Below are 26,521 nucleotides of genomic sequence, written 5' to 3' on the forward strand. Positions count from 1 at the left end.
AGCCATGAATTATCGTCACGCCTTCCATGCCGGCAATCACGCCGATGTGTTCAAACACCTGACCTTGACCCGCCTCATTGCCCTGATGTCGCGCAAGGAGCAGCCGTTTGCCTATCTCGACAGCCACGCCGGCATCGGTCTGTATGACCTGCAGGGCGATCAGGCCAACCGTACCGGCGAGTATCTGGAAGGCATCGCGCGGTTGTGGGATCAGCCGGATCTGCCGGCGCTGACCGCCGACTACATGAAAGTGCTGCACGAGATGAACCCGGACGGCCAGTTGCGTTATTACCCGGGTTCGCCGGAGCTGGCGCGGCGTCTGTCTCGTTCTCAGGATCGTGTGTTGCTCAACGAGAAGCACCCGGAAGACGGCGTACTGCTCAAGGACAACATGAAGGGCGACCGCCGTGTGGCCGTGCATCTGGGCGAGGGCTGGCATGTGGCGCGGGCGCTGCTGCCGGTGGCCGAGAAGCGTGCGGTGATGTTGATCGATCCGCCGTTCGAGAAGCTCGACGAGATGCAGCGCTGTGCGGCGTCGCTGAAAGAGGCGATCTCGCGGATGCGCCAGACCGTCGCGGCGATCTGGTATCCGGTGAAGGATCAGCGCGCACTGCGCCGTTTCTATCAGGATCTGGCCGGCACCGGTGCGCCGAAGTTGCTGCGGGTAGAGCTGCTGGTGCATCCACTGGATACGCCGAACAGCCTGAACGGCTCTGGCCTGGCGATTGCCAATCCGCCGTGGGGGCTGGAGGAAGAATTGCGTGAGCTGCTGCCGTGGCTGTCCAAGAAACTGGGCCAGACCCAGGGTGGGTGGCAGATGGATTGGTTGATCGCCGAGAGCTGATCAACCGTCAATCGCTCCCACGCCAAGCGCGGGAGCGATCAGGGTGGGCTCAGTTCCCCGCCAGACTCGGCGGCATGCACACGCCAGTGCCGCCAATCCCGCAATAGCCTTCCGGGTTTTTCGCCAGATACTGCTGGTGATAGGCCTCGGCGAAGTAAACGGTCGGTGCCTGTTCAATCTCGGTGCTGATCTCACCCAGACCCGCCTTCGACAATTCCGCCTGATAAACAGCCTTGCTCTTCAACGCCGCCTCCAGTTGCTCCGGATGGGTCGCGTAGATCACCGAACGGTACTGGGTGCCGATGTCATTGCCCTGGCGCATGCCCTGCGTCGGGTTGTGCAATTCCCAGAACATCGCCAGCAGCTCTTCGTAGCTGACCTTGGCCTTGTCATACACCACGAGCACCACTTCAGCGTGGCCGGTCAGGCCCGAGCAGACTTCTTCGTAGGTCGGGTTCGGCGTGTAACCGCCGGCGTAACCGACCACGGTGCTGACCACGCCTTCGCGCTGCCAGAAGCGGCGCTCGGCACCCCAGAAGCAGCCCAGCCCGAAGATTGCGAAGTCGACGTCCTGAAAGAACGGGCCCAGCAACGGCGTCTCGGTGAAAACAAAGTGTTTTTCAGGCAGGGCCATCGGGGTTTCGCGGCCAGGCAGAGCTTGTTCTTTAGTCGGTAGCACGTTTTTGTTCACCAGAATTTCCGAGCGCAGAACCATGATCGTTACTCTCAGTCAGGATGGGATGTAAAAGTCTGACCGCCAGTGTGCCCAATGATGCCCCGTTAATCACTAGGCAAAATGTGCGGGTACTGCCTTGGGATTTACAGGCAGAGCGGGCCGCGCGGGTAGCGCTTGAGCGCCTGGATCAGCTCGCCGCCCGGAATCGGCCGGTCGAACAGGTAGCCCTGGCCGACGTCGCAGCGGTGCCGACGCAGAAACGCCAGCTGCTCGGCGGTCTCGATGCCTTCGGCCACGACCTTGAGTTTCAGGTTGTGGGCCATGGCGATCACGGCGGAGGTGATTTCCATGTCGTCCTGATTGTCCGGGATTTCATGGATGAAGCTGCGATCGATCTTGATGATGTCGATCGGGAATTTCTTCAGGTAGCTGAGCGACGAGTAACCGGTGCCGAAGTCGTCCATGGCCAGGGTCAGGCCCAGACGCTTGAGCTGGTCGAGCTGCAAGTGGGTATCTTCAGTGGCTTCCAGCAGCAGGCCTTCGGTCAGTTCCAGCTCCAGCAGATTGGCCGGCAGCGCTTCTTCCTTGAGGATGTTGGCGATCGAGGCCACCAGATCCGGGTCGGAGAACTGCTTGGGCGACAGGTTGATCGCCACTTGCAGGTTGCCCATGCCCGCAGCGGTCAGCGCTTTGCTCATGCGGCAGGCCTGGCGGGCGATCCACTTGCCGATCGGAATGATCAGACCGGTTTCTTCGGCGACGCTGATGAACTGGTCCGGCCGGATCATGCCGCGCTCCGGGTGATTCCAGCGCAGCAGCGCTTCCATGCCCAGCAGACGACCGCTGCGCAGGCACAGCTTGGGCTGGTAGAACACGTCCAATTCATTCTGGGTCAGAGCGCGGCGCAGGTTGTTCTCAACGAACAGTTTGTAACTGGCCTCGGCGTTCAGCGCTTCGGTGAACACCTGCACCTGATGTTTGCCGTTGGCCTTGGCCTTGTGCAGAGCGAGGCCGGCGTTGCGCATCAGGGTCTGCGGGTCGCGGCCGTGCAGCGGCGCGCAGGCCAGGCCCACGGAGCCGGTGACGCTGATGAGCTGGTTGTCGACGAACATCGGTTTATCCAGCGTCGCCAGCAATTGGTTGGCGATCTGCTGCCCGGTGGCAAGGTCAGTGTCGTCGAGCAACACCGCGAATTCGTTACTGGCGAATCGCGCCAGGCTGCCGCTCGGGCTCAGGCTGTTACGCAGGCGCCGGGCCAGGCTGATCAACAGCTTGTCGCCGGTCTGGTGGCCGAGGCTGTCGTTGATCCGCTTGAAGTTGTCGATGTCCACCAGCAGCAGGCTGATCGGGGTATCGCTATCCCGGGCGAAGCGTTCATCCAGATTGCGGATAAATGCAGGCCGGTTGCCGAGGTTGGTCAGGTTGTCGGTGTACGCCAAGCGCTCGATGCGCTGCTGCGCCAGCTTGGTCTGGGTGATGTCTTCGTAGATGCCGATGTAATGCGTCAGCTCACGGTTGTCGCCGTAGACCTTGGAGATCGACAGTTGGCCCCAGTAGGGTTCGAGGTTCTTGCGGCGGCTCTTGAATTCGCCTTGCCAGCTGTTGCTCTTGGCCAGCGCCGAGGGCGCGTCGAACAGCAGCTCGCTGAGGTTTTCCAGGGCCGGCAACTCCGACAGGCGCTGGCCGTGGACTTCCTCGGTGGTGTACTGGGTGATCGCGGTGAAGCTCGGGTTGACGTACTCGACCACGCCGTCGCAGTTGACCAGCAAGAAGGCGTTGGCACTCTGCTCGACCGCGCGCTGGAACAGGTGCAGGGCGCTGGTGGCGGTACGGCGGTTGTGGTTGTTGATGACCTGGGCGAACTGGTCGGCGAGTTCACCGGCAAAGGCGATTTCGTCGGACTGCCAGGCGCGGGTGACGCCGGTCTGCTCCAGGCACAACACGCCGACCACCTGGCCGTCGACGCGGATGCTGGCGTCGAGCATGGCGTTGACGTCGCGCGGGCGCAGGGCTTCGGCCATTTCCCGGGTACGCGGGTCGCGCATCGCGTTGTGCGCGTCGATGGCGCGGCTGCCGTGCAGGGCTTCCATGTAATCGGGGAAGCCGCTGACGTCGATCACCTCCGGCAGGATGTATTCCTGGGTGGCGCGGTGGTAGGCCGAAATCGGCACCAGCTTCTGGCCTTCGAGGTTCCACAGGCTGGCACAGTCGATTTCGTAGATATCGCAGGCGCAGCGGGTGATCAGCTCGGCAGCTTCCTGCAGGGAGTTCTGGCTGCTGTAGCGCTGGCGGGCCAGCAACAGGATCAGATCCTGTTGGGCGCGCACCCGCTCCAGATGCTGCAGTTGTTCCTGCTGAGCGCGCTGGTTGAGCTCCAGGGCGATTTGCAGGCGTGAATTCTGGGTTTCAAGGTCGACGGACGGCAGCGAAGGTGCCTCGTCGAACACGTTGTCGACCGCCAGCAGGTAACCGCGCAGCAAGTGGCGGTTGTGCTGTCTGTAGGCTTCACCGAGTTCGAGAATGCTCAGCGCACCGGCGGCGGTGTGCAGGGTGTAGCGCACCAGATAATGCGGGCTGTGGCCGAGTTGTTGCTGGATCGCGTCGTGCAGTTGATAACGCGCTTCGGGTTCCATCAGGCTGGCATAGGGCGAGCCGACCAGAGCGCAGAGTTCGACGGCGGGCTGGCCGAACTGGCGTTCACAGTTGGGATCGAGAAACAACATGGCCCAACTGGCTTCATTCAAGCGCTCGAAACGCAGCATGCCGAGCCGCGAGGGCACAGGCAACTGCGTCACTACCTCGGCCACCATACGGCTGGCGGCATCGGGTTGGCTCTTCATGAAGGGAACTCGCTTGGAAATTTGCTGAACGCGCCGGGCTCGCGCCCTCTTTACTGTTGCCTGCGGCAAGGTTGCATCATTGCGGCACTGACTGACAAGAGACATGAAGGCCAAGTGCTATAAGAATATGTCGGCTGCAGTGAACATTTCTCCAGCACCCGCCGGAAACTAATGCTACCAAGCGTGAAAATGGCCGTTCCAGAGCCTTCCGGCATCCGGAACGGTCGTACCGCTGCATTCAGCGCAACGGAATATCGATGGATTGCAGGTGCCTGCCATCCCGATCGTGATAGTTGACCTGGATTCGCCCGGCTTCAACCACCATGTGCGCGAAGTTGTCCTGGCTGACGACCTCGCTGGTCAGTTCGTGCCGGTATTCGCCTGCCTCGGTCTGCGCCAGCGGCTGGTCGAGCGTGAAGGTCGCGGCGGTGGCGTAGGGCAGCAGTTTGCTGTTGCTCAGCGGTGAGGAAACGACCGTATGCACTTCAAAGTCCGGGTCTTCGCTGTGGGTCAGGCGACTGGTCAGCGAGCCATGCACATCACCGGAAATGAATACGACGTTCCTGATCCGATGCTGGCGGATGGTTTCCAGCAGGCGCAGACGCTGTTCGGGAAAGCCCATCCAGGCATCATCGCCGTTCATTTTGCGGTCGGGATAGAACATGACGCTGGTGACTACAAACTTGACCCGCGCCGGGCTATTGATCAACCACTTGCACAGCGCCTGTTCCTGTTCTTCATCGAGGATGCGCCGGTTGTCATTCGACAAGTTGCGGCAAGTTCGACTGTCCGTCACAAACCATTCGATATCGCCATCGCTGAATTGATACCAATAGTGCTTCAGTGTCGTGCGATCAATTGTTCCGCTAGTTGTTGTTGAACAGATCGGGCTATGACTCGCTTGATAAATATCGTAAGTCGCCATTGCGTTGCGATAGAGCGCTTTATCGGACTCATGGGCGTTCATTGGCCAGTTATCTTCTATTTCGTGATCGTCCAGGATCATGTAGGTCGAAGTGCCGGACATCAATCGTCGAATATTAGGCAGGGAAAACGCCGCGCGATACTTTGCAATGAACTCGTCATAGTCGCGATCCGGGGCGAACAGGTTCAAGTCGTCGGCGTAGATCTGATCGCCACACATCATGATTGCGCTGATTGCCGGTTGTGCACCCTCGATCAACTGGCTGATGGACGCGAAGATCCGGTCGCCCAGATGCGGGAGCACGGGGACGCCGGCGGTCATGCGCAGGTAACGGCAGGAGCCAAGGATGTAAGCGCGCGGCTGCAAAGGCTGGCTGCTGCGGGTGCGCAGGCGGTAAATCTCCCGTGGCCATTGCAGCGGCAACTCCGCCACGCTGTGGATGGTGTGGACGGGACTCATCGGGCTGAACCAGCCGGTCTGGTATTCGTATTCGGTGTCTGCCTTCAGATGATCGATTACGAATATTTCCGTCATGTCGCGGGTTGAATCAAGTTTGACAAACTGGGCGGGTTGCCATTGTTTCGAATCCAGTGGCCGGTAACGAATGCCGGCAAATACGGACGCATTATGTTGCAGTCCGCCACGAATGAAAATTCGCGCCTGGTTAGTTGTGGTGTGGCCAATGATCGGGCCGACAGTAGGTTTAAGCATGTTCGAATCCATTCGAATAAGTGTTGGTGAGTAATAAAGTTGCCTGGCTTGTTGGTGCAACTTTGATGCGCCAAGGTTAGTTGCCTGTCGCTGAAAAATATTGACAGGAAGTGGACTAAAGTCGTGGCCTATCTCAGCGCAAGTTGTGGGAAAAGTTCGGGCGGCCGTTATTTCAGGCAAAAAAAAGCCCCGCCAAACTGACGGGGTTGAGGTACGAGCGTGTGGCGCTCGAAAACGTGGAACACGGTCGGCCCTCCGTTGCCGGAGGGCCGAGCGCTTTACAGCAGGATGGTGCGGATGTCCGCCAGCAGGTCGCTCAGACGCTTGGTGAAGCGTGCAGCAGCGGCGCCATTGATCACACGGTGATCGTAGGACAGCGACAGTGGCAGCATCAGTTTCGGCTGGAAGGCTTTGCCGTCCCAGACTGGCTGGATGGTTGCCTTGGAAACACCGAGGATCGCCACTTCCGGCGCGTTGACGATCGGCGTGAAGCCGGTGCCGCCAATGTGGCCGAGGCTGGAAATGGTGAAGCAGGCGCCTTGCATCTCGTCCGACGAAAGCTTCTTGGTCCGGGCTTTTTCAGCCAGGGAAGCGGCCTCGGCGGCCAGTTGCAGCAGGCTCTTCTGGTCGACGTTCTTGATGACCGGTACCAGCAGGCCATCCGGGGTGTCGACGGCGAAGCCGATGTTCACGTATTTCTTGCGGATGATCGCCTTGCCGCTTGGTGCCAGCGAGCTGTTGAAGTCCGGCAGTTCCTTGAGCAGGTGTGCGCAGGACTTGAGCAGCAGCGGCAGAATGGTCAGCTTGACGCCGGCCTTCTCTGCGACAGCTTTCTGTGCGGTGCGGAACGCTTCCAGCTCGGTGATATCCGCCGAGTCGAATTGCGTTACGTGCGGCACGTTCAGCCAGCTGCGGTGCAGGTTGGCAGCACCTACCTGCATCAGGCGGGTCATCGGCACTTCTTCGATTTCGCCGAAACGGCTGAAGTCGACGACCGGAATCGGCGGGATGCCCGCGCCACCGGTTGCGCCAGCAGCAGCGGCCGGTGCTTCCTTGGCCTTCTGCATCATGGCTTTGACGTAAACCTGCACGTCTTCTTTCAGGATGCGACCGTGCGGACCGCTGGCGCCGACAGCGCTCAGCTCGACGCCGAACTCGCGAGCCAGTTGACGCACGGCAGGGCCGGCGTGAACTTTCGCACCAGGCTTGGCTGGAGCAGCGGCCGGAGCGGCAGCAGCAGGTGCAGCGGCAGCCGGAGCAGCAGCGGCTGGCGCCGGAGCGCTCGGAGCAGCGGCGGCAGCTGGAGCCGGGGCAGCAGCCGGGGCGGCGCCTTTGACTTTCAGCTTGAGGATCAGGTCGCCGGTGCCGACTTCGTCGTCCAGCTTGATGGAAACGCTTTCCACCACGCCAGCGGCAGGCGACGGGATTTCCATGCTCGCCTTGTCGGATTCCAGAGTGATCAGCGACTGATCGGCTTCAACGCTGTCGCCAGCCTTGACCAGCACTTCGATGATCTTGGCTTTGCCGGCCGAGCCGATGTCCGGAACGTGGATGTCCTGAACGCTGTCGGCAACCGGTGCGGCTGGCGCGGCGGCCTGAGCCGGCGCAGCGGCAGCGGCTGGAGCAGCAGCCTGGGCCGGAGCGGCAGCAGCAGGGGCCGCAGCACCCGCCACTTCCAGATCCAGGATCAGGTCGCCGGTGCCGACTTCGTCGTTCAACTTGACGCTGATGGCCTTGACCACGCCAGCGGCAGGCGACGGGATTTCCATGCTCGCCTTGTCGGATTCCAGGGTGATCAGCGACTGATCAGCCTCGACGGTGTCGCCGACCTTGACCTGGATCTCGATGATCTGGGCCTTGCCCGACGAGCCGATGTCCGGCACGTGCACTTGCTGAACCGAAGCGGCAGCCGGAGCTGCGGCAGGCGCAGCCGGTGTAGGAGCGGCAGCCGGTGCAGCTTCAGCCTTGGCGGCAGGAGTAGCAGCCGGAGCAGGGGCCGCTTGCGCGGCGCCCTCGACTTCCAGCTCCAGCAGTTCGTCGCCTTCTTTCAGGCGATCGCCCAGCTTCACTTTCAGGCTCTTGATGACGCCGGCTTTCGGGGCCGGCACTTCCATGCTGGCCTTGTCCGATTCCAGAGTCAGGATGCTCTGGTCGGCTTCGATACGGTCGCCGACCTTCACAAACAGTTCGATTACTTCACCTTCACCGCTGCCGATGTCAGGTACGCGAATGAGTTCGCTCACAGAGTTTCTCCTCAGCAGTCCAGTGGGTTGCGTTTTTCCGGGTCGATGCCGAACTTGGTGATGGCCTCGGCCACGACTTTAGGTTCGATATCACCACGGTCAGCCAGTGCTTCCAGGGCTGCCAACACCACGAAATGACGGTCGACTTCGAAGAAATGACGCAGTTTCTTGCGGCTGTCGCTGCGGCCGAAACCGTCGGTGCCCAGGACTTTGAATTCCTTGGACGGTACCCACTGACGGATCTGTTCGGCGAACAGCTTCATGTAGTCGGTCGATGCGATGACCGGACCCTTACGGCCGCTCAGGCATTCTTCGACGTAGCTCTGTTTAGGCTTCTGGCCAGGTTTCAGACGGTTGCTGCGCTCTACGGCCAGGCCGTCGCGACGCAGTTCGTTGAAGCTGGTGACGCTCCACACATCGGCGCCGATGTTGAACTCTTCACGCAGGATCTTCGCCGCTTCACGGACTTCACGCAGGATGGTGCCGGAGCCCATCAGCTGTACGTGGTGCGCCGCATCGCGGGTGTCTTCTTCCAGCAGGTACATGCCTTTCTTGATGCCTTCTTCGGCACCGGCCGGCATGGCTGGCTGCTGGTAGGACTCGTTCATCACGGTGATGTAATAGAAGATGTCCTGTTGCTCTTCGGTCATCTTCTTCATGCCGTCCTGAATGATCACCGCCAGCTCGTAGCCGTAGGTCGGATCGTAGGTGCGGCAGTTCGGGATGGTGGCAGCCAGCAGGTGGCTGTGACCGTCTTCGTGCTGCAGGCCTTCACCGTTCAGGGTGGTACGGCCGGCGGTGCCGCCGATCAGGAAGCCACGGGTACGGCTGTCGCCAGCGGCCCATGCCAGATCGCCGATACGCTGGAAGCCGAACATCGAGTAGAAGATGTAGAACGGCAGCATTGGCTGGTTGTGGCTGGAGTACGAAGTACCGGCGGCGATGAAGGAGCTCATGGCGCCTGCTTCGTTGATGCCTTCTTCAAGGATCTGACCTTTCTGGTCTTCCTTGTAGAACATCACCTGGTCTTTATCGACTGGCTCGTAGAGCTGGCCGACGGACGAGTAGATGCCCAGCTGACGGAACATGCCTTCCATACCGAAGGTACGGGCTTCGTCCGGGATGATCGGAACGATGCGCGGACCGATTTCCTTGTCCTTGACCAGTTGCGCGAGGATTCGCACGAAGGCCATGGTGGTGGAAATTTCACGGTCGCCGGAACCGTCGAGGATCGCCTTGAGGGTGTCCAGATCCGGAGTCGGCACGCTGAAGCTCTGGGCGCGACGCTGAGGCACGAAACCGCCCAGTGCGGCGCGACGCTCGGCCAGGTAACGGGCTTCGGCGCTGTTTGGCTCCGGCTTGAAGAACGGCAGGTTTTCCAGCTCTTCGTCTTTCACCGGGATGTCGAAGCGGTCGCGGAACAGCTTCAGGCTGTCGACGTCGACTTTCTTGGTGTTGTGCGCGGTGTTCTTCGCTTCGCCCGCACCGGTGCCGTAACCCTTGATGGTCTTGGCCAGGATGACGGTCGGTTGTTCTTTGTGGTTGACCGCTTCGTGGTACGCCGCGTAGACCTTGTACGGGTCGTGGCCGCCACGGTTGAGTTTCCAGATCTCGTCGTCGGACAGGTCTGCAACCATCGCCTTGAGTTCAGGCGTGTTGAAGAAGTGTTCGCGAACGAACGCGCCGTCTTTGGCTTTGTAGTTCTGGTACTCGCCGTCGATGACTTCGTCCATGCGACGTTGCAGGATGCCGTCGACGTCTTTGGCCAGCAGCGGGTCCCAGAAACGGCCCCAGATGACTTTGGTCACGTTCCACTGAGCACCGCGGAACACGCCTTCGAGTTCCTGGATGATCTTGCCGTTGCCGCGAACCGGGCCGTCGAGGCGCTGCAGGTTGCAGTTGATGACGAAGATCAGGTTGTCCAGCTTCTCGCGGCCGGCCAGGGAGATCGCGCCCAGGGATTCCGGCTCGTCGCACTCGCCGTCGCCCAGGAAGCACCAGACTTTCTGTTTGCCCGGCTGGATGAAGCCGCGGTGTTCCAGGTACTTCATGAAGCGTGCCTGGTAGATCGCCTGGATCGGGCCCAGACCCATGGATACGGTCGGGAACTGCCAGAAGTCAGGCATCAGCCAAGGGTGCGGGTAGGACGACAGGCCCTGACCGTCGACTTCCTGGCGGAAGTTGTTCATCTGGTCTTCGGTGATGCGGCCTTCCATGAATGCGCGGGCGTAGACGCCTGGCGAGGTGTGGCCCTGGAAGTAGATCAGGTCGCCGCCGTGTTCGTCGGTCGGGGCCTGGAAGAAGTAGTTGAAGCCGATGTCGTACAGGGTCGCACTGGAAGCGAAGCTGGAGATGTGACCACCCAGGTCAGAATCTTTCAGGTTCGTACGCATTACCATGGCCATCGCGTTCCAGCGTACCAGCGAGCGAATGCGGCGTTCCATGAACAGGTCGCCAGGCATGCGTGCTTCGTGGGTAACGGGGATCGTGTTGCGGTAAGGCGTGGTGATGGCGTAAGGGAGCTGCGAACCGCTGCGGGTTGCCAGTTCACCCATACGGGTCATCAGATAGTGAGCACGGTCTTCGCCTTCTTTGTCGAGAACCGATTCCAGGGCGTCCAGCCATTCCTGGGTTTCGACGGGATCGAGGTCTTGCATGGCTTGCTCCAGGGCGGAAAGGCTTCCAGAATCGGTTGCCTGAGTTTGCGACTGGCCTTGTGGGCAGACGATTTAAAATTCTTGGATTGCCGACAGGTTGTTCCGGCGGCGTGTAGTTTTACTACAAATCATCCGGCATTTCAGCCTCTCGAATGTATAGACGAGTAGTAAAACTACAGATGAAAGGCTTGTGGCCTCCAGCTGCGTTGTGAGAATAATCGTTAAGGTTGGTCTTTAGCCATCCGAAAAAGGTGAAAGTTTGATGCTGGCTGCCAAAGAAAAAGAAATTTCAGCTATTTCTCACTTTTGTTCGACAGTCCTTCGCGTAGCGGTTTTTCATTCATCACTACAAGCGGCCATTTACACGCCGATCAAGGATAGACCATGACCCTGCCCGCGCTTGCCGAACTGCCCGCCATTCTCCTGCCGTTTGTCAGCCGATCGGAGCAGTCGTTCCGTGCGGCCGTTGCGCAACTGGAAGACGATCACGGCTTCTCTTCCTGGACGCCGGAACGCTGGGCGCAGTTCGCCCGCGTCAGCGCCGCCAGCGATTTCGTCATTGAACAGAGCGTTCGTGACCCTTTGATGTTGTTGTCGCTGGTGCAGTCCGGCGAACTCGACCGGGCATTCGCTCCCGGCGAGTTGTGCGGGCAGATGGCGGCTGCGGTCGGCACCGCGCAGACCGAAGACGAATTGGGCCGCGTCCTGCGCCGTCAGCGCACCCGGCATCAGGTGCGGATCATCTGGCGCGACCTCAACCGCCAGGCCGATCTGGTGCAGACCTGCCGCGATCTCTCGGACATGGCCGACGCCAGCATCGATCAGGCCTATCAATGGTTGTACCGCCGCCATTGCGACCAGTTCGGCACGCCGACCGGCCGACGCAGCGGCGAACCACAGCAAATGGTCATCCTCGGCATGGGCAAGCTCGGCGCGGTCGAGCTGAACCTGTCTTCGGACATCGACCTGATTTTCGCCTACCCCGAGGGCGGCGAAACCGTCGGCGTGAAACGCCCGCTGGACAACCAGGAATTTTTCATCCGCCTCGGCCAGCGCCTGATCAAGGCCCTCGACCCGATCACCGTCGACGGTTTCGTGTTTCGCGTCGACATGCGCCTGCGCCCGTACGGCTCGTCCGGCGCGCTGGTGCTGAGCTTCAATGCGCTGGAGCAGTATTACCAGGATCAGGGCCGCGACTGGGAACGCTACGCGATGATCAAGTCGCGGGTGGTGGCCGGCGATCAGGTGGCGGGCGAGCAGTTGCAGGAAATGCTGCGGCCGTTCGTTTACCGGCGCTATCTGGACTTCTCGGCGATCGAAGCGCTGCGCACCATGAAGCAGCTGATTCAGCAGGAAGTGCGGCGCAAGGGCATGGCCGACAACATCAAGCTGGGCTCCGGTGGTATCCGTGAAGTCGAGTTCATCGCCCAGGCTTTTCAATTGATTCACGGTGGTCGCGACCTGAGTCTGCAACAGCGCCCTCTATTAAAGGTGTTGAGCACGCTCGAAGGGCAGGGCTATCTGCCGCCGGCGGTCATCAGCGAGCTGCGCGAAGGTTACGAATTCCTGCGTTACACCGAACACGCGATCCAGGCGATTGCCGATCGTCAGACCCAGATGCTCCCGGACAGCGCTCAGGATCAGGCGCGCATTGCGTTCATGCTCGGTTTCGCCGACTGGGAAGCGTTCCACGAGAAGCTGATGTTCTGGCGCGGCCGGGTCGCCTGGCACTTCGCGCAAGTGATCGCCGATCCGGATGAGGACGAAGGCGTCGAGAGTGAAGTGGTGGTCGGCGGTGAATGGCTGCCGCTGTGGGAAGAGGCTCAGGACGAAGAGGCCGCCTGTCGTCAGCTGGAAGAGGGCGGTTTCGCTGACGCGACCAAGGCCTTGAAGGCATTGGCGAGCCTGCGCGCCAGCCCGCAGTTGCGAGCGATGCAGCGTCTGGGGCGCGAACGTCTCGATGCCTTTATTCCGCGCCTGCTCGCCCAGGCGGTGGAGCATGAAAATCCCGATCTGGTGCTTGAGCGGGTGCTGCCGTTGGTCGAAGCGGTGGCCCGGCGTTCGGCTTATCTGGTGCTGCTGACCGAAAACCCCGGCGCGCTGCGGCGTTTGCTGACGCTATGCGCCGCCAGCCCGTGGATCGCCGAGCAGATCACCCGTTTCCCGCTGCTGCTCGATGAACTGCTTAACGAAGGCCGGCTGTTCAAGCCGCCGCTGGCGCCGGAGCTGGCCGCCGAGTTGCGCGAGCGCCTGACCCGGATCCCGGAAGACGACCTCGAACAACAGATGGAAGCGCTGCGTCATTTCAAACTGGCGCACCGCTTGCGCGTCGCCGCCTCGGAAATCGCCGGCAGCCTGCCGTTGATGAAAGTCAGCGATTACCTGACCTGGCTGGCCGAGGCAATTCTGGAGCAAGTGCTGGCCCTGGCCTGGCGTCAGACCGTGGCCAAATACGGCACGCCGCTGCGCACTGACGGCACGCTGTGCGATCCCGGCTTCATCATTGTCGGTTACGGGAAAGTCGGCGGGATCGAGTTGGGGCATGGTTCGGATCTGGATCTGGTGTTCATCCACGATGGCGATCAGCAGGCCGAAACCGATGGCCCGAAACCGATCGATGGCACGCAGTTTTTCACCCGGCTTGGCCAGCGGATCATTCACTTGCTGACGGCGCAGACCAACTCCGGTCAGCTGTACGAAGTGGACATCCGCTTGCGGCCGTCCGGGGCGTCCGGGTTGCTGGTCAGTTCGCTCGGCGCGTTTGCGCGCTATCAGGAAAATGAAGCCTGGACCTGGGAACATCAGGCCCTGGTGCGGGCGCGGGTGCTGGTGGGCAGCCAGGATGTCGGCCAGGCCTTCGAGAGCGTGCGGGCCCAGGTGCTGGGCAAGGCTCGGGATCTGGCGAAACTGCAACAGGAAGTGAGCGAGATGCGCGCCAAGATGCGCGACAACCTCGGCAGCAAGAGCACCGCCGCCGGCACCGGGGCGAATGCCTTCGAGGCCACGGCGCCGTTCGACCTCAAGCAGGACGCCGGAGGTATCGTCGATATTGAATTTATGGTGCAATACGCGGCCCTGGCGTGGTCGCAGACCCACCCGCCGTTGCTGCGCTGGACGGACAATATCCGCATTCTGGAAGAGCTGGAGCACGAAGGGCTGATGCCGGCCGAAGACGCCAGCCTGTTGCGCGAGGCCTACAAGGCCTATCGTTCCGCCGCCCACCGGCAGGCCTTGCAGAAGGACGCCGGGGTGATACCGGGCGATCAGTTCGCGGACGAACGGCGGCAGGTGATGCGGATCTGGCGTGAGCTGGGGCTAAGCTGATTCTCGAGACGGGGAGGCGTGAAGCCTCCCCGGTTCGTTTATGGAAACCACATGAATATTCTGATCGTTGGGCCCAGTTGGGTCGGTGACATGGTGATGGCGCAGACACTGTTTCAGTGTCTCAAGCAGCGCCACCCGCAGTGCGAAATCGACGTGCTGGCCCCGGAGTGGAGCCGGCCGATCCTCGAACGCATGCCCGAAGTGCGCAAGGCCTTGAGCTTCCCGCTCGGCCACGGCGCGCTGGAGCTGGCGACCCGTCGGCGGATCGGCAAATCCCTGGCCGGCCAGTACGACCAGGCGATCCTTCTGCCGAACTCGTTGAAGTCGGCGCTGGTGCCGTTCTTCGCCGGCATCCCGAAACGCACCGGCTGGCGCGGCGAATTCCGCTACGGCCTGCTCAATGACGTGCGCACGCTGGATAAAGAGCGTTATCCGCTGATGATCGAGCGTTTCATGGCGCTGGCTTACGAGCCGAACGCCGAACTGCCGAAACCTTATCCGCGCCCGAGCCTGCAGATCGACCCGGTCACCCGCGAGGCTGCATTGGCGAAGTTCGGCCTGACCCTCGATCGCCCGGTGCTGGTGTTGTGCCCCGGCGCCGAATTCGGTGAAGCCAAGCGCTGGCCGTCCGAGCATTACGCCAAGGTCGCCGAGGCGCGCATCCGTGAAGGCTGGCAGGTCTGGCTGTTCGGTTCGAAGAACGATCACGCGGTGGGCGAAGACATTCGCGCGCGGCTGATTCCGGGCCTGCGCGAAGAGTCGGTAAACCTCAGCGGCGGCACTTCGCTGGCCGAGGTCATCGACCTGATGTCCTGCGCCGACTCGGTGGTCTCCAACGATTCCGGTCTGATGCACGTGGCTGCCGCGTTGAATCGCCCGTTGGTGGCGGTCTACGGTTCGACCTCGCCGGGTTTCACCCCGCCGCTGGCCGAGCATGTGGAAATCGTCCGCCTGGGTCTCGATTGCAGCCCTTGCTTCGATCGCACCTGCCGTTTCGGCCATTACAACTGCCTGCGCCAGCTGATGCCGGACGCGGTCAACGATGCCTTGCAGCGTTTGCAGGGCTCTGTGGTCGAGGTTCATTAACTTGCGGGTATTGCTGATCAAGACTTCATCGCTGGGCGACGTGATTCACGCGTTGCCGGCGCTGACCGACGCCGCCCGGGCGATTCCCGGGATCAAGTTCGACTGGGTGGTGGAAGAAGGCTTCGCCGAGATTCCGACCTGGCATCCGGCCGTAGGCAAAGTGATTCCGGTGGCGATCCGCCGCTGGCGCAAAAACATCTGGAAAACCATCACCAGCGGCGAATGGAAGCGCTTCAAGCAATCCGTTCGGGCGAAAAAATATGACCTGGTGATCGACGCTCAGGGCCTGCTGAAAAGCGCCTGGCTGACCCGCTATGTCAAAGCCCCGGTGGCCGGTCTCGACAAGGGCTCGGCCCGCGAACCGATCGCCGCGCGTTTTTATGACCGCAAACTGGCGGTGGCCCGTGGGCAGCACGCCGTCGAACGTGTGCGCCAGTTGTTCGCCATTGCTTTGGGTTACGACTTGCCCAAAGGCCTGGGCGATTACGGCCTCAACGTCGAGCGTCTGGTCGAACTGCCGCGCAAGAATGCCTACGTGGTGTTCCTGCATGGCACCACCTGGGACACCAAGCACTGGCCGGAAGCCTATTGGCGCGAGCTGACCGAACGGGTCGGCTACCTCGGCGTCGGGATCAAGCTGCCGTGGGGCAACCCGCTGGAGAAGGCCCGGGCCGAGCGCATCGCCGCCGGTTTCAAACACGCCGAAGTGTTGCCGAAGCTGAACCTGGCCGGGGTCGGCAAGGTATTGGCCGGCGCCCAGGCCTGCGTCGCGGTGGACACCGGTCTCGGTCACCTTGCCGCCGCTTTGGATGTGCCGACGATTTCCCTGTTCGGTCCGACCAATCCGGGCCTGACCGGCGCCTACGGCAAGCTGCAGATTCACCTCGGCAGCGATTTCCCGTGCGCGCCGTGCCTGCAAAAGAAATGTACGTATCAACCGACCGCGCAGGATGCCCGTCAGTTTGACCTGAAACGCGAGTGGCCCCTGTGCTTCACGCGTCTGAATCCCGAGCGTGTTGCCAGCCGACTGAGCACGTTGTTGATGGCTGAGGAGCTGCGCTGATGCAATTGGCTTTTGTCCTGTACAAATATTTCCCGTTCGGCGGTTTGCAGCGCGATTTCATGCGCATCGCCCTCGAATGCCAGAAGCGCGGGCACCAGATCCGCGTCTACACCCTGATCTGGGAAGGCGACGTGCCGCCCGGTTTCGAAGTGCTGGTGGCGCCGGTCAAGGCGTTCTTCAATCATCGGCGCAACGAAAAGCTCAGCGCGTGGATGGAGGCGGACCTGGCCAAGCGTCCGGTGGATCGCCTGATCGGCTTCAACAAGATGCCGGGGCTGGACGTCTATTACGCCGCCGACGGCTGCTTCGAAGACAAGGCGCAGAACCTGCGCCATTCGCTGTATCGCCGCTGGGGCCGCTACCGCCACTTCGCCGAATACGAGCGCGCGGTGTTCGCCAAGGATGCGAAGACCGAAGTGCTGATGATTTCCGAAGTGCAGCAGCCGCTGTTCATCAAGTATTACGACACACCGCTGGAGCGCTTCCACCTGCTGCCGCCGGGCATCGCCCAGGATCGTCGCCGTCCGGCGGATGCCGACCGGATTCGCGCCGGGTTCCGCGCCGAATTCAATCTGAAGGACGACGAACTGCTGCTGGTGCAGATCGGCTCCGGGTTCAAGACCAAGGGTGTCGATCGCAGCCTCAAAGCACTGGCCGCATTGCCCGCCGAGCTGAAGAAACGCACCCGGCTGTTTGTAATCGGCCAGGATGACCCCAAATTGTTCCAGATGCAGAGTGCGACGCTGGGCCTGGGCGACAACGTGACGTTCCTCAAGGGGCGCAGCGATATCCCGCGTTTCCTGCTCGGCGCCGACCTGTTGATCCACCCGGCGTACAACGAAAACACCGGTACGGTGCTGCTTGAAGCGCTGGTCGCCGGGTTGCCGGTACTGGTCAGCGCGGTCTGCGGTTATGCCCATTACATCGCCGAGGCCGACGCCGGGCGAGTGCTGGACGAACCGTTCGATCAGGCGCAACTGACGCAATACCTGACCGACATGTTGAACGACGACGCTGCGCGGGCGGCCTGGAGCCGCAACGGTCTGGCCTTCGCCGAGACGGCCGACCTCTACAGCATGCCGCAGCACGCGGCCGATGTGATTCTGGCGGAGCACGCTTAAATGAAGTTGATGCTGGCTGAACCGTTCAAGAGCCTGTGGGCCGGACGTGACCCGTTCGCCGAGGTCGAGGGCTTGCAGGGCGAGGTGTACCGCGAGCTGGAAGCCCGCCGGACGTTGCGCACGGAAGTCGACGGCAATGGCTTTTTCGTCAAGATTCACCGCGGTATCGGTTGGGGCGAGATCTTCAAGAACCTGCTGACTGCCAAGCTGCCGGTGCTCGGCGCGGGCCAGGAATGGAAAGCCATCCAGCGCTTGCAGGAAGTCGGCGTGCCGACCATGACCGCCGTCGCGTACGGCGAGAAGGGCAGCAACCCGGCGGATCAGCATTCGTTCATCGTCACCGAAGAGCTGGCGCCGACCATCAGCCTCGAAGACTTCAGCATCGACTGGGTCAAGCAACCGCCGCAGCCAAGACTCAAGCGAGCGCTGATCGCCGAGGTCGCGCGCATGACCGGCATGATGCACCGCGCCGGGGTCAACCACCGCGACTGCTACATCTGCCACTTTCTGCTGCACACCGACAAACCGGTCACCCCGGAAGATTTCAAACTCTCGGTGATCGACCTGCACCGTGCCCAGACCCGTGCGGCGATCACCCAGCGCTGGCGTAACAAGGATCTGGCGGCGCTGTACTTCTCTGCGCTGGACATCGGCCTGACCCGCCGCGACAAATTGCGCTTCCTCAAAGGCTACTTCCAGCAACCGCTGCGCCAGATCCTGGCTGAAGAAGCGCCGTTGCTGAGCTGGCTCGAAGGCAAGGCCAACAAGCTCTACGCGCGCAAGCAACGTTACGGGGATGCGCTCTGATGGCGGGTTGGAATCTGGAGCCTGAGTACAGTGAACTTGCGCAGTATTTCGGTAGCCTCGAAGCGGTATTCGCCCTTCAGGGCGAGCGCCTGACCCGCGATCCCTTGTCCGAAGTCATTCGCGTGCAGCTCAGCGGCGTCAACTATTACGTCAAGCGCTACAGCGGTGCCGGCAAGGGCCTGCGGCGTTATCTGGGCAAGCCCCGGGTGAAGATGGAATGGCAGAACCTCAAGCGCTTCGCCAAGTGGGGCATTCCCACCGCCGAAGTGGTGGCGTGGGGTCTGGAGCGCAACGGCATGGCCTACGATCGTGGGGCGATGATCACTCGTGAACTGCCGCGCACCGAAGACCTGTCGGCACTGGCCGAACGCAACGATCCCAAGCTCAGGGATCGCGCCTGGGTCGACGGCGTCAGCCGGCAACTGGCCGGTTATACGCGTGTGATGCACGACCACCGCTTTACCCATAACGATCTGAAGTGGCGCAACCTGCTGATCGACGATCAGGCGCAGTTGTATCTGATCGACTGCCCGAACGGCGATTTCTGGCGCGGTTTCTGGCTCAAGTACCGGATCACCAAGGATCTGGCCTGCCTCGACAAGGTGGCCAAGTATCACCTGTCGAACACCCAGCGCCTGCGCTTCTACCTGCAATACCGCCAGCGTGACCGGCTGAATGCCGCCGACAAGCAACGGATTCGCCACGTGGTGAGATTTTTCGAGGGACGTGAATGACTGATTTTCTCGCCGAAGAAGACCGTGCACTGCTTGAGCGCCACGGTCTAGGTACTTTTGACGCCCTGTGGGCCAAGCAGCTTGAGGCTGTAGATGAACCCAACACCGCCCGTGGCGGCTGGAGCAGCGTGTTTCGTCTGGAGCTGGAAGGCCAGGGTTACTACCTCAAGCGCCAGAGCAATTACCTGACCCGCACCTTGCATGCGCCGTTCGGCGAACCCAGTTTCGCCCGCGAATTTCGCAATATCAGCCGATATCGCAAACTCGGCATTCCTGCGCTGCAAGCGGCTTTTTTCGGTGAGCGCAAAGTCGACGGCGAAATCCGCGCGATCCTGCTGACGCGCGCGCTGGATGGCTGGAGCGACCTTGAGTCGCTGCTGGCGCGCTGGTCGCAACTCGGTGCAACGCAACAAACGGCGATCCTCAAGGCCTGCGGGCTGCTGGCTCGGCATCTGCACGGCGTACGCCAGGTGCACGGCTGTTTCTATCCCAAGCACATTTTTCTGCGGGCCAACGGTGACGAGTACCAGGCGCAACTGATCGACCTGGAAAAAACCCGACCGTTATTGTTCGGCATGCGTGACCGGATCAAGGACCTGGAGCCGCTGCAACGCCGCGCACCGGAGTGGAGCGACGCGCAATTGCGTGAGTTGCTGGCGGCTTATCTCGATCAGCCCGCCGACAGCTCGCTGCTCGACAGCTGGCTCGCCCGGCTGACCGCACGACGTAGTCACAAGGAGACCCGCTGATGCAGCTGTCCGAGCTGACCGGTGTCGGGCGAACCCCGCCACTGCCACTGTCGGTAGCCCTCGCCGATGCGGCCGGTCCTGCGGACTTGCAATTGTTGAGTCTGTTGCGCGTGTTGCCGGGGCAGCGTTATGTCGGTGCCGGTGTGTGGCGCGGGCGTCCGGTGCTGGCCAAGTTACTGGTCGGCAACAAGGCAGCGCGACATTTTCAGCGTGAACTGGAGGGCGTGAAACTGCTCGCCGCCCAGGGCATGACCACGCCGTTGCTGCTGGCTGATGGTCTGAAGGATGGCGAAGGCGGCTGGTTGCTGTTCGAGTTCCTTGAAGGCGCCGAGAGTCTGGGCGATGCCTGGAGCAAGGTCGAATCCCTGCCGGTGCTGGCCGACGAACAATCGGCGGTGCTGGCCGAAGCGCTCGGCGCCATCGGTCAATTGCACGGCAAAGGCCTGTGGCAGGAAGACCTGCACCTGGACAACCTGCTGCGCCACGGCGGCCAACTTTATCTGATCGACGGCGCCGGTATCCGTGTGGAAACTGCCGGCCAGCCATTGTCCCGGCAAAAAGTGCTGGAAAACCTCGGGGTGTTTTTCGCCCAGTTGCCCAAATCGCTCGAGCCGTTCACCGAAGAATTGCTGGTGTATTACCTGCTGAGCAACAGCGAGCACGCATTGCCGCTGGAAGCCCTGCAAAAACAGATCGACAAGGTGCGCGCCTGGCGCTTGAAGGATTACCTGATCAAGGTCGGTCGTGAATGCACGCTGTTCAGCGTCAAGCGTGGTGCATTTGCTCTGCGGTCGATTCGCCGCGAGGAAGAGTCCGCGATGCTGCCGGTGCTGGAGCAGGCGGATGCCCTGCTCGATCAAGGACATCTGTACAAGACCGGCGGCGCGGCCAGTGTCGGCAAGGTCGAGGTCGCGGGGCGTGCGCTGGTGATCAAACGCTACAACATCAAGAATTTTGCCCATTGGCTCAAGCGCTTCTGGCGTCCGAGCCGTGCCTGGCACTCCTGGCGCGAAGGCAATCGTCTGGCGTTCCTCGGCATCGCCACGCCAAAACCGCTGGCGGTGCTGGAAACCCGGTTTTTCTGGTTGCGCAGCAAGGCTTATCTGGTCACCGAGTACCTGGCCGGGCCGGACATCATCGAGCGCTTTGCGCCTTATGTCGAAAGCGGCGCGGCGCCGGAAAACGAGTTGCAGGCACTGGACCGGCTGTTTGCACGGCTGATCGCCGAACGCATCAGCCATGGCGATTTCAAGGGGCATAACCTGTTCTGGCAGGAAGACCGCTGGGCGTTGATCGATCTGGATTCGATGTGCCAGCACGGCTCGCTGGGCAGCTTCGCCCCGGCTTATGCCCGGGACCGTGCGCGGTTCATGCGCAACTGGCCTGAAAGCAGTGCGCTGTATCAGGTGATTGATCAGCGCTTGCCCAGGGATGTAGCGGGCACTGCGTGATTATTTTCGCCAGCGCGTAAGACGTTTCTGCAGTTGGATCCGGGTGAGGCATGTGGCGACAAATCCTTGTGACTTGTCCTACGGCCTTCCCGGAACCCATGAACTGCCCCTCGCAAAACCCCGATGTTAGTTTGCCCCGACGTTCCCGGAGGGCAAATCTTGACCATCAAAAACGCTATCACGATCGGCGCATTTTCCCTGGCACTGTCCGGCTGCGGCACCGCCGTCACGGTGTTGCAGGACGATGAAGATGCCACGCGCGGCCTGCGCAAACAGAAGACCTACTGTCAGTCGATTCCGCGCATCTACAGCGGACTCGCCCATGATTTCTGCCTGCTGCACGCGCCGCCCGACCCTACTGGCATTCTGGTGCCGGTCGTCCTGCTCGACCTGACCCTGTCCGGTGTGTTCGACACGGCTTTTCTGCCGTATACGATCTATCGCCAGGCGGTGGACGGGAATATCAGTGTTTATTGGCGATCAAGCCGGGGGTAATTACCTTGCCCCCAACCAGTGAATACAGCGATGTCATCGTTTATGTCGATGAGAGCGGTGATCATGGGATGCAGACACTGGATCCCAACTATCCAGTCTTCGTGCTCGCGTTTTGTGTCTTTCATAAGAGGCATTACTGCGAGAAAGTCATTCCTGCTCTACAGAAATTCAAGTTTGCCCATATGGGACACGATCTGATCGGTCTGCATGAGCTCGAAATTCGTAAAGAAAAAGGAGCGTTTTCTGGCCTCTTCATGTCCAGAAAGCACAAGAATGCTTTTCTTGAGGAGCTGACTTGCATCATTGAAGCCAGCAACTTCGTTCTGATCAGTTGCGTCGTAGACAAGGCTTCCCTTCGTGAAAAACAAGGCACGGGACACAATCCATATCACATCGCTCTCGGCTTTTGTCTGGAAACGCTCTATGAGTTTTTGCAGGAGAAGAATCAACAAGGGGCACAGACGCATGTGATTTTCGAGCGCCGAGGAAAGCGAGAGGATAACGAGCTTGAGTTGGAATTTCGCAGGATGTGTGGTGGGGCGAATCGATGGGGTATTCAACTGCCGTTTGACATCGTTTTTGCAACCAAACAGGTGAATTCCACCGGCCTGCAGCTAGCCGATCTTGTTGCGAGGCCCATTGGCATGAGCGTGTTGAGGGCGGGTCAGGGCAGCCGTGCTTTTGACGTGCTCAAGCGCAAGTTCTATTGCAGCGGGGGGCGGAGCAAAGTTGGAGAGGGTTTCGAGAATTGGGGTTTGAAGATTTTCCCATCCCCAGAAAGCGAAAAGCCCCGATGATCTCACCGAGGCATTAGCGCCGACCGGGATCTCCCAGTCCATTTGTGCTGGAGTCTATGTCGATGCCACTCGAGTGTCAACGCACCGGCCGGCCAGTTCCGCTAGAGGTTTGTCGGCGCTTTTAAGCTATAATCCCGCCCTTTAGCTGTCTCTCGCCCGGTGCGAGGGCACATCATTTTTCAAGGCGCATCGCGCCTGAATGCAGACTAAAGAGGCTAGACCCCTGTGGCATTGACGATTCTTGGCCTGTCCGGCGCCCTTAGCCATGATCCTTCAGCAGCCTTGTACATCGACGGCAAGCTGGTCGCGGCGGCCGAGGAAGAGCGCTTCGTGCGCGATAAACATGCAAAGAACCGCATGCCCTACGAATCGGCGAAGTTCTGCCTGGAGCAGGCAGGCATCAAGCCGTCCGACGTTGACGTGGTCGCGATTCCGTTCGCTCCGATCAGCATTTTCGGCAAGGCCCGCTGGCAGTACGCCAAGCGTTACTGGTACGCCCCGGACCGTGCACTCGACGCGATCCTGATGGGCAACCGTCGCTACAAGCGCTATCGCAACAAGATCGTCTGGTGCCTGGAGCAACTGGGCTTCGATCCGAAGAAAATCAAGATCGAGCCGGTTGAACACCACCTGGCCCACGCTTCCAGCGCCTATCACTGCTCGGGTTTCAAAGAGAAAACCGCGATCCTCGGCATCGACGGCAAGGGCGAGTACGCCACGACCTTCTTCGGTTATGGCGAGAACGGCAAGATCCACAAGATCAAGGAATTCTTCGATCCGGACTCCCTCGGCGGCCTGTACGGCGCGATCACCGAGTTCCTCGGTTTCGACATGCTCGACGGCGAGTTCAAGGTCATGGGCATGGCGCCGTACGGCGACGCCAGCAAATACGATTTCTCGCGCCTGGCTTCATTCGAAAACGGCGAGCTGGTGATCAACACCGACTACGCCAACGTGATCGGCCTGCGTCGCTATAAAGAGAAGGGCAAGGGTTACTACTTCTCGCCGAAGCTGATCGAGTGGCTGGGTCCGAAGCGCGAAGGCGACATCGCCGATGAGCCGTACATCCACTACGCCGCCAGCATTCAGGCGCTGTTCGAAAAAATCGCGCTGCAGATGATCGACTACTATCTGGGCGACGTGCTTAAGGAAACCGGCAAGCTGGCCTATGCCGGTGGCTGTGCGTTGAACGTCAAGCTCAACCAGAAAATCATCGCCCGCGACGACGTCAAGGAACTGTTCGTGCAGCCTGCCTCCGGCGATGCCGGCACCGCAGTCGGCGCCGCGGCCTATGTGTCCAACGCCCGTGGCGTGCCGGTCGAGAAGATGGAACACGTCTACCTCGGCCCGTCGTACAGCAACGAAGACGTGATCGCCGCATGTGCCCGTCACGAGAACAAGCCGACCTGGCGCAAGCTCGACAACATGCCGGAGCAGATCGCCAAAATCATGGTCGATGGCAACCCGGTGGCCTGGTTCCAGGGCCGCATGGAGTTCGGTCCGCGCGCGCTGGGCGGTCGTTCGATCATCGGTTGCCCGAGCGTGGCTGGCGTGGCTGACCGCATCAACCACCAGATCAAGTTCCGCGAGCGCTGGAGGCCTTTCTGCCCGTCGATGCTCGACACCGTTGCGCCACAGATGATCAAGATCGACCACCCGGCGCCGTTCATGACCTTCACCTTCGAAGTGGCGGAAGAGTGGAAGACCCGCGTGCCGGAAGTCGTCCACGAAGACGGCACGTCCCGGGCCCAGGTGCTCAAGCGCGAATACAACCCGCGCTACTATGACATGATGAAGGCGCTGGAAGTGCTGACCGGCAACGGCGTGTCCCTGAACACCTCGCTCAACCGCCGTGGCGAACCGATGATCTGCTCGCCGACCGACGCACTGAACATGTTTTTCGGCTCGGATCTGCAGTACCTGATCATGGAAGACATCCTGGTGGTCAAAGAAGGCGCAAACGCTTATGACACGCTCGGCTGAACGCCATGTGCTGCAGTTCTCCCACGGCTATGATGGCCCGTTTCTGGACTGCGCGCGGCAGTACGCCAGCCTGTTCGCAGGCACCGGTTATCGGGTCACCACGGTCTTTCTGACCGGGGCGGCCGATAGCGAGGTGGCCGCAGCCTGCGCCTCTGATGAAGTGTTGTTCATGGAATACAGCTCCAAGGCCATTCGTGGCCTGAAGCTGGGCGCCATCGGCGATCTGCGCAAGATCGCCGCTTCCCGCAATTTCAGTTTCTGCATCGCCCATCGCTTCAAGCCGATCTACATCGCCTTGCTTGGTACTTCCCTGCCGGTGATTGGCGTGCATCACGCGTTTGGCGATTACCAACGCGGCACGCGCAAGCTCTTTGCGCACATTTTCCGCAAGCGTCTGAGCCTGCTCGGCGTGTCCGATGCGGTGCGCGACGACATGCGCCGTTGCCTGCCGAAATGGCCGGCAGCGCGCATCCAGACCCTCTACAACCGCATCGATATCTCCGCGTTGCAGATGAGTCAGGTGTCCGCCCGTGAAGCCCGCGAAACCCTTGGTCTGTCGGCGGATGCCTTCATTGTTGGCAATGTCGGTCGTCTGCACCCGGACAAGGATCAGGCCACGCTGCTGCACGGTTTTGCCGCGGCGCTGCCCGGTCTGCCGGCCAACAGCCAACTGGTGATTCTCGGCGAGGGGCGGCTTGAGGATGAACTCAAGACACTTGCCCGTGAGCTGGGCGTCGGGGATCGGGTGCTGTTTCTGGGCCAGGTGCCGGACGCGCGCAATTACTTCAGGGCGTTCGATGTGTTTGCCCTGAGTTCCGACAATGAGCCGTTTGGCATGGTGCTGCTGGAGGCCATGGCCGCCGGCGTGCCGTTGCTGGCCACGGCGTGCGGCGGGGCGAAGGAAGTGGTCGAAGGCGTCGGGATCCTGTTTCCGCTGGGCGACGCCGAGCATCTGGCCCAAGGCCTGAAACATCTGGCCGGCATGGACGAGCAGCAGCGTCGTCAGTGCGCCGAGATGATGTTCGACCGCCTGCGCGAGCGCTTCTCCGACCGCGCCGTACGCGACACCTTCTGGCATTTGCCGCAAGTTATCGATCTGGCACCGAGGGGCTGATGCTCAACCGATTTCAAGGCTGGCGCGAACGTGGCTGGTCGCCCGTTGACGCCTCAACTTATGCACAGGCCTGGCAACGTTTCGGCGGCAGCGTCGCGACTCATCCCATGGTGGTCGAGCGTCTGGCGAATCTGGCGGGCATCCCCGTGCGTTATCTGGCCTGGGAGCAACAGGGCGAAGTCAAAGCCGCGATTCCGACCTGGGGCCGCGACCTGGCCTTGTCCAAGGACGTGCTCAAGCGCAACGGCAAGAAAGGCCTGTTCGACCTGGGCAACGCCGAGCTGATCCTGCCGGCCGCCGCCGATGCCCAGGCCCCGCTGCGCCATCGTGGGCGCTACCTGTCGGCGCTCAACGAAAACCGCTTCAGCGGCCTCAAGTTGCAGACCGAGCAACTGGCCATGGCCCGTACGCCCGAAGAACTGTCGAAGAAGTTTCGCTACAACCAGCGCCGTGAACTGCGCCTGCTGGAAGAGGCGGGCGGCGTGGTGCGGCCGGTCAGCGACTTCTCCAGTGCCGAACTGGCGGCGATCTACTGCGACCTGTTCCAGCGCCGCTGGGGTTTCCCGGCCACAGGTGCGGCGTGCATGGCCGAAGTCATCGAACTGCTGCGCGAGTTGTTGATCGGCTCGGTGATCTTCCTCAACGACGCGCCGATCGCCATCCAACTGGTGTACCGCGTCGAAGCCCCGGAGTGGATCAGCGTCGAGTACATCAACGGCGGCGTCGACCCTGAAACCCGCGAGTTCAGCCCTGGCAGCGTTCTGAGTTTCCTCAATACGCAATCTGCCTGGGAACATGCCCGGGCCCTGAACAAGCCGCTGCGCTTTTCCTTCGGTCGCGCCGACCGTGAATACAAGGATCGCTGGTGCAATCCTGTGCCGGTCTTCACTGTATGAGTCAA

19 protein-coding genes are annotated in these 26,521 nt (G+C 61.2%); 14 read left to right on the forward strand and 5 right to left on the reverse strand.

Features of this window, described 5'->3' with window-relative positions; genetic code table 11:
* Positions 1-4 precede the first annotated feature (4 nt).
* Positions 5-844 carry a 23S rRNA (adenine(2030)-N(6))-methyltransferase RlmJ gene (locus ACKUG4_RS05190; protein ID WP_445433580.1) on the forward strand — a complete coding sequence of 280 codons (840 nt, stop codon included), beginning with the start codon at positions 5-7 and terminating at the stop codon, positions 842-844.
* A gap of 49 nt (positions 845-893) precedes the next feature.
* Here the strand turns inward: ACKUG4_RS05190 and msrA are convergent, their stop codons facing one another.
* From msrA to aceE, 5 genes are all read right to left on the reverse strand, one after another.
* The gene (gene msrA / locus ACKUG4_RS05195; RefSeq protein WP_039766523.1) at positions 894-1,559 is read right to left on the reverse strand and encodes a peptide-methionine (S)-S-oxide reductase MsrA; all 666 of its coding nucleotides are present in this window, start codon (positions 1,557-1,559) and stop codon (positions 894-896) included.
* A 104-nt stretch (positions 1,560-1,663) separates the two neighbouring features.
* The gene (locus ACKUG4_RS05200) at positions 1,664-4,360 is read right to left on the reverse strand and encodes a putative bifunctional diguanylate cyclase/phosphodiesterase (RefSeq protein ID WP_064592984.1); all 2,697 of its coding nucleotides are present in this window, start codon (positions 4,358-4,360) and stop codon (positions 1,664-1,666) included.
* Positions 4,361-4,598: 238 nt separating this feature from the next.
* On the reverse strand, positions 4,599-5,996 hold the full coding sequence (locus ACKUG4_RS05205; RefSeq protein ID WP_445433581.1) for an alkaline phosphatase D family protein: 1,398 nt from the start codon (positions 5,994-5,996) through the stop codon (positions 4,599-4,601).
* A gap of 278 nt (positions 5,997-6,274) precedes the next feature.
* Positions 6,275-8,239 carry a dihydrolipoyllysine-residue acetyltransferase gene (gene aceF, locus ACKUG4_RS05210; RefSeq protein WP_445433582.1) on the reverse strand — a complete coding sequence of 655 codons (1,965 nt, stop codon included), beginning with the start codon at positions 8,237-8,239 and terminating at the stop codon, positions 6,275-6,277.
* Positions 8,240-8,250: 11 nt separating this feature from the next.
* Positions 8,251-10,896, reverse strand: a complete 2,646-nt coding sequence (gene aceE, locus ACKUG4_RS05215; protein ID WP_064592997.1) for a pyruvate dehydrogenase (acetyl-transferring), homodimeric type — start codon at positions 10,894-10,896, stop codon at positions 8,251-8,253.
* A gap of 384 nt (positions 10,897-11,280) precedes the next feature.
* On the opposite strand from aceE, the gene glnE reads away from it, so the two are divergent.
* From glnE to ACKUG4_RS05280, 13 genes are all read left to right on the forward strand, one after another.
* On the forward strand, positions 11,281-14,220 hold the full coding sequence (gene glnE, locus ACKUG4_RS05220; RefSeq protein WP_445433583.1) for a bifunctional [glutamate--ammonia ligase]-adenylyl-L-tyrosine phosphorylase/[glutamate--ammonia-ligase] adenylyltransferase: 2,940 nt from the start codon (positions 11,281-11,283) through the stop codon (positions 14,218-14,220).
* Between the two features lie 51 nt (positions 14,221-14,271).
* Positions 14,272-15,306 carry a lipopolysaccharide heptosyltransferase II gene (waaF, locus tag ACKUG4_RS05225; protein ID WP_445433584.1) on the forward strand — a complete coding sequence of 345 codons (1,035 nt, stop codon included), beginning with the start codon at positions 14,272-14,274 and terminating at the stop codon, positions 15,304-15,306.
* A 1-nt stretch (position 15,307) separates the two neighbouring features.
* Positions 15,308-16,369 (forward strand): lipopolysaccharide heptosyltransferase I, encoded by a 1,062-nt coding sequence (gene waaC, locus ACKUG4_RS05230; protein WP_445433585.1) that lies wholly within the window; start codon positions 15,308-15,310, stop codon positions 16,367-16,369.
* Positions 16,369-17,490: a glycosyltransferase family 4 protein gene (locus ACKUG4_RS05235; protein ID WP_064593003.1), complete on the forward strand. Its 1,122-nt coding sequence runs from the start codon at positions 16,369-16,371 to the stop codon at positions 17,488-17,490. The genes waaC and ACKUG4_RS05235 overlap by 1 nt, the downstream gene beginning before the upstream one ends.
* Positions 17,491-18,297, forward strand: a complete 807-nt coding sequence (rfaP, locus tag ACKUG4_RS05240; RefSeq protein WP_064593004.1) for a lipopolysaccharide core heptose(I) kinase RfaP — start codon at positions 17,491-17,493, stop codon at positions 18,295-18,297.
* The gene (locus ACKUG4_RS05245; RefSeq protein WP_064593006.1) at positions 18,297-19,031 is read left to right on the forward strand and encodes a lipopolysaccharide kinase InaA family protein; all 735 of its coding nucleotides are present in this window, start codon (positions 18,297-18,299) and stop codon (positions 19,029-19,031) included. Before rfaP ends, ACKUG4_RS05245 begins: the two co-directional genes overlap by 1 nt.
* The gene (locus ACKUG4_RS05250; RefSeq protein ID WP_064593014.1) at positions 19,028-19,780 is read left to right on the forward strand and encodes a lipopolysaccharide kinase InaA family protein; all 753 of its coding nucleotides are present in this window, start codon (positions 19,028-19,030) and stop codon (positions 19,778-19,780) included. The genes ACKUG4_RS05245 and ACKUG4_RS05250 overlap by 4 nt, the downstream gene beginning before the upstream one ends.
* Positions 19,780-21,231, forward strand: a complete 1,452-nt coding sequence (locus ACKUG4_RS05255; protein ID WP_445433586.1) for a lipopolysaccharide kinase InaA family protein — start codon at positions 19,780-19,782, stop codon at positions 21,229-21,231. The genes ACKUG4_RS05250 and ACKUG4_RS05255 overlap by 1 nt, the downstream gene beginning before the upstream one ends.
* Positions 21,232-21,390: 159 nt before the next feature.
* Positions 21,391-21,726, forward strand: a complete 336-nt coding sequence (locus tag ACKUG4_RS05260) for a YceK/YidQ family lipoprotein (protein WP_064593018.1) — start codon at positions 21,391-21,393, stop codon at positions 21,724-21,726.
* Complete coding sequence (locus ACKUG4_RS05265) at positions 21,705-22,523, forward strand: DUF3800 domain-containing protein (RefSeq protein ID WP_445433587.1); 819 nt, start codon at positions 21,705-21,707, stop codon at positions 22,521-22,523. Before ACKUG4_RS05260 ends, ACKUG4_RS05265 begins: the two co-directional genes overlap by 22 nt.
* 225 nt (positions 22,524-22,748) lie before the next feature.
* On the forward strand, positions 22,749-24,506 hold the full coding sequence (locus ACKUG4_RS05270; RefSeq protein WP_007952261.1) for a carbamoyltransferase family protein: 1,758 nt from the start codon (positions 22,749-22,751) through the stop codon (positions 24,504-24,506).
* Complete coding sequence (locus tag ACKUG4_RS05275; protein WP_064593022.1) at positions 24,490-25,620, forward strand: glycosyltransferase; 1,131 nt, start codon at positions 24,490-24,492, stop codon at positions 25,618-25,620. The genes ACKUG4_RS05270 and ACKUG4_RS05275 overlap by 17 nt, the downstream gene beginning before the upstream one ends.
* On the forward strand, positions 25,620-26,516 hold the full coding sequence (locus ACKUG4_RS05280; protein WP_085611095.1) for an antimicrobial resistance protein Mig-14: 897 nt from the start codon (positions 25,620-25,622) through the stop codon (positions 26,514-26,516). Before ACKUG4_RS05275 ends, ACKUG4_RS05280 begins: the two co-directional genes overlap by 1 nt.
* Positions 26,517-26,521 lie beyond the last annotated feature (5 nt).

The sequence above is a fragment of the Candidatus Pseudomonas auctus genome, from assembly GCF_048654275.1.
In the GTDB taxonomy this organism is placed as follows: domain Bacteria; phylum Pseudomonadota; class Gammaproteobacteria; order Pseudomonadales; family Pseudomonadaceae; genus Aquipseudomonas; species Aquipseudomonas pharyngis.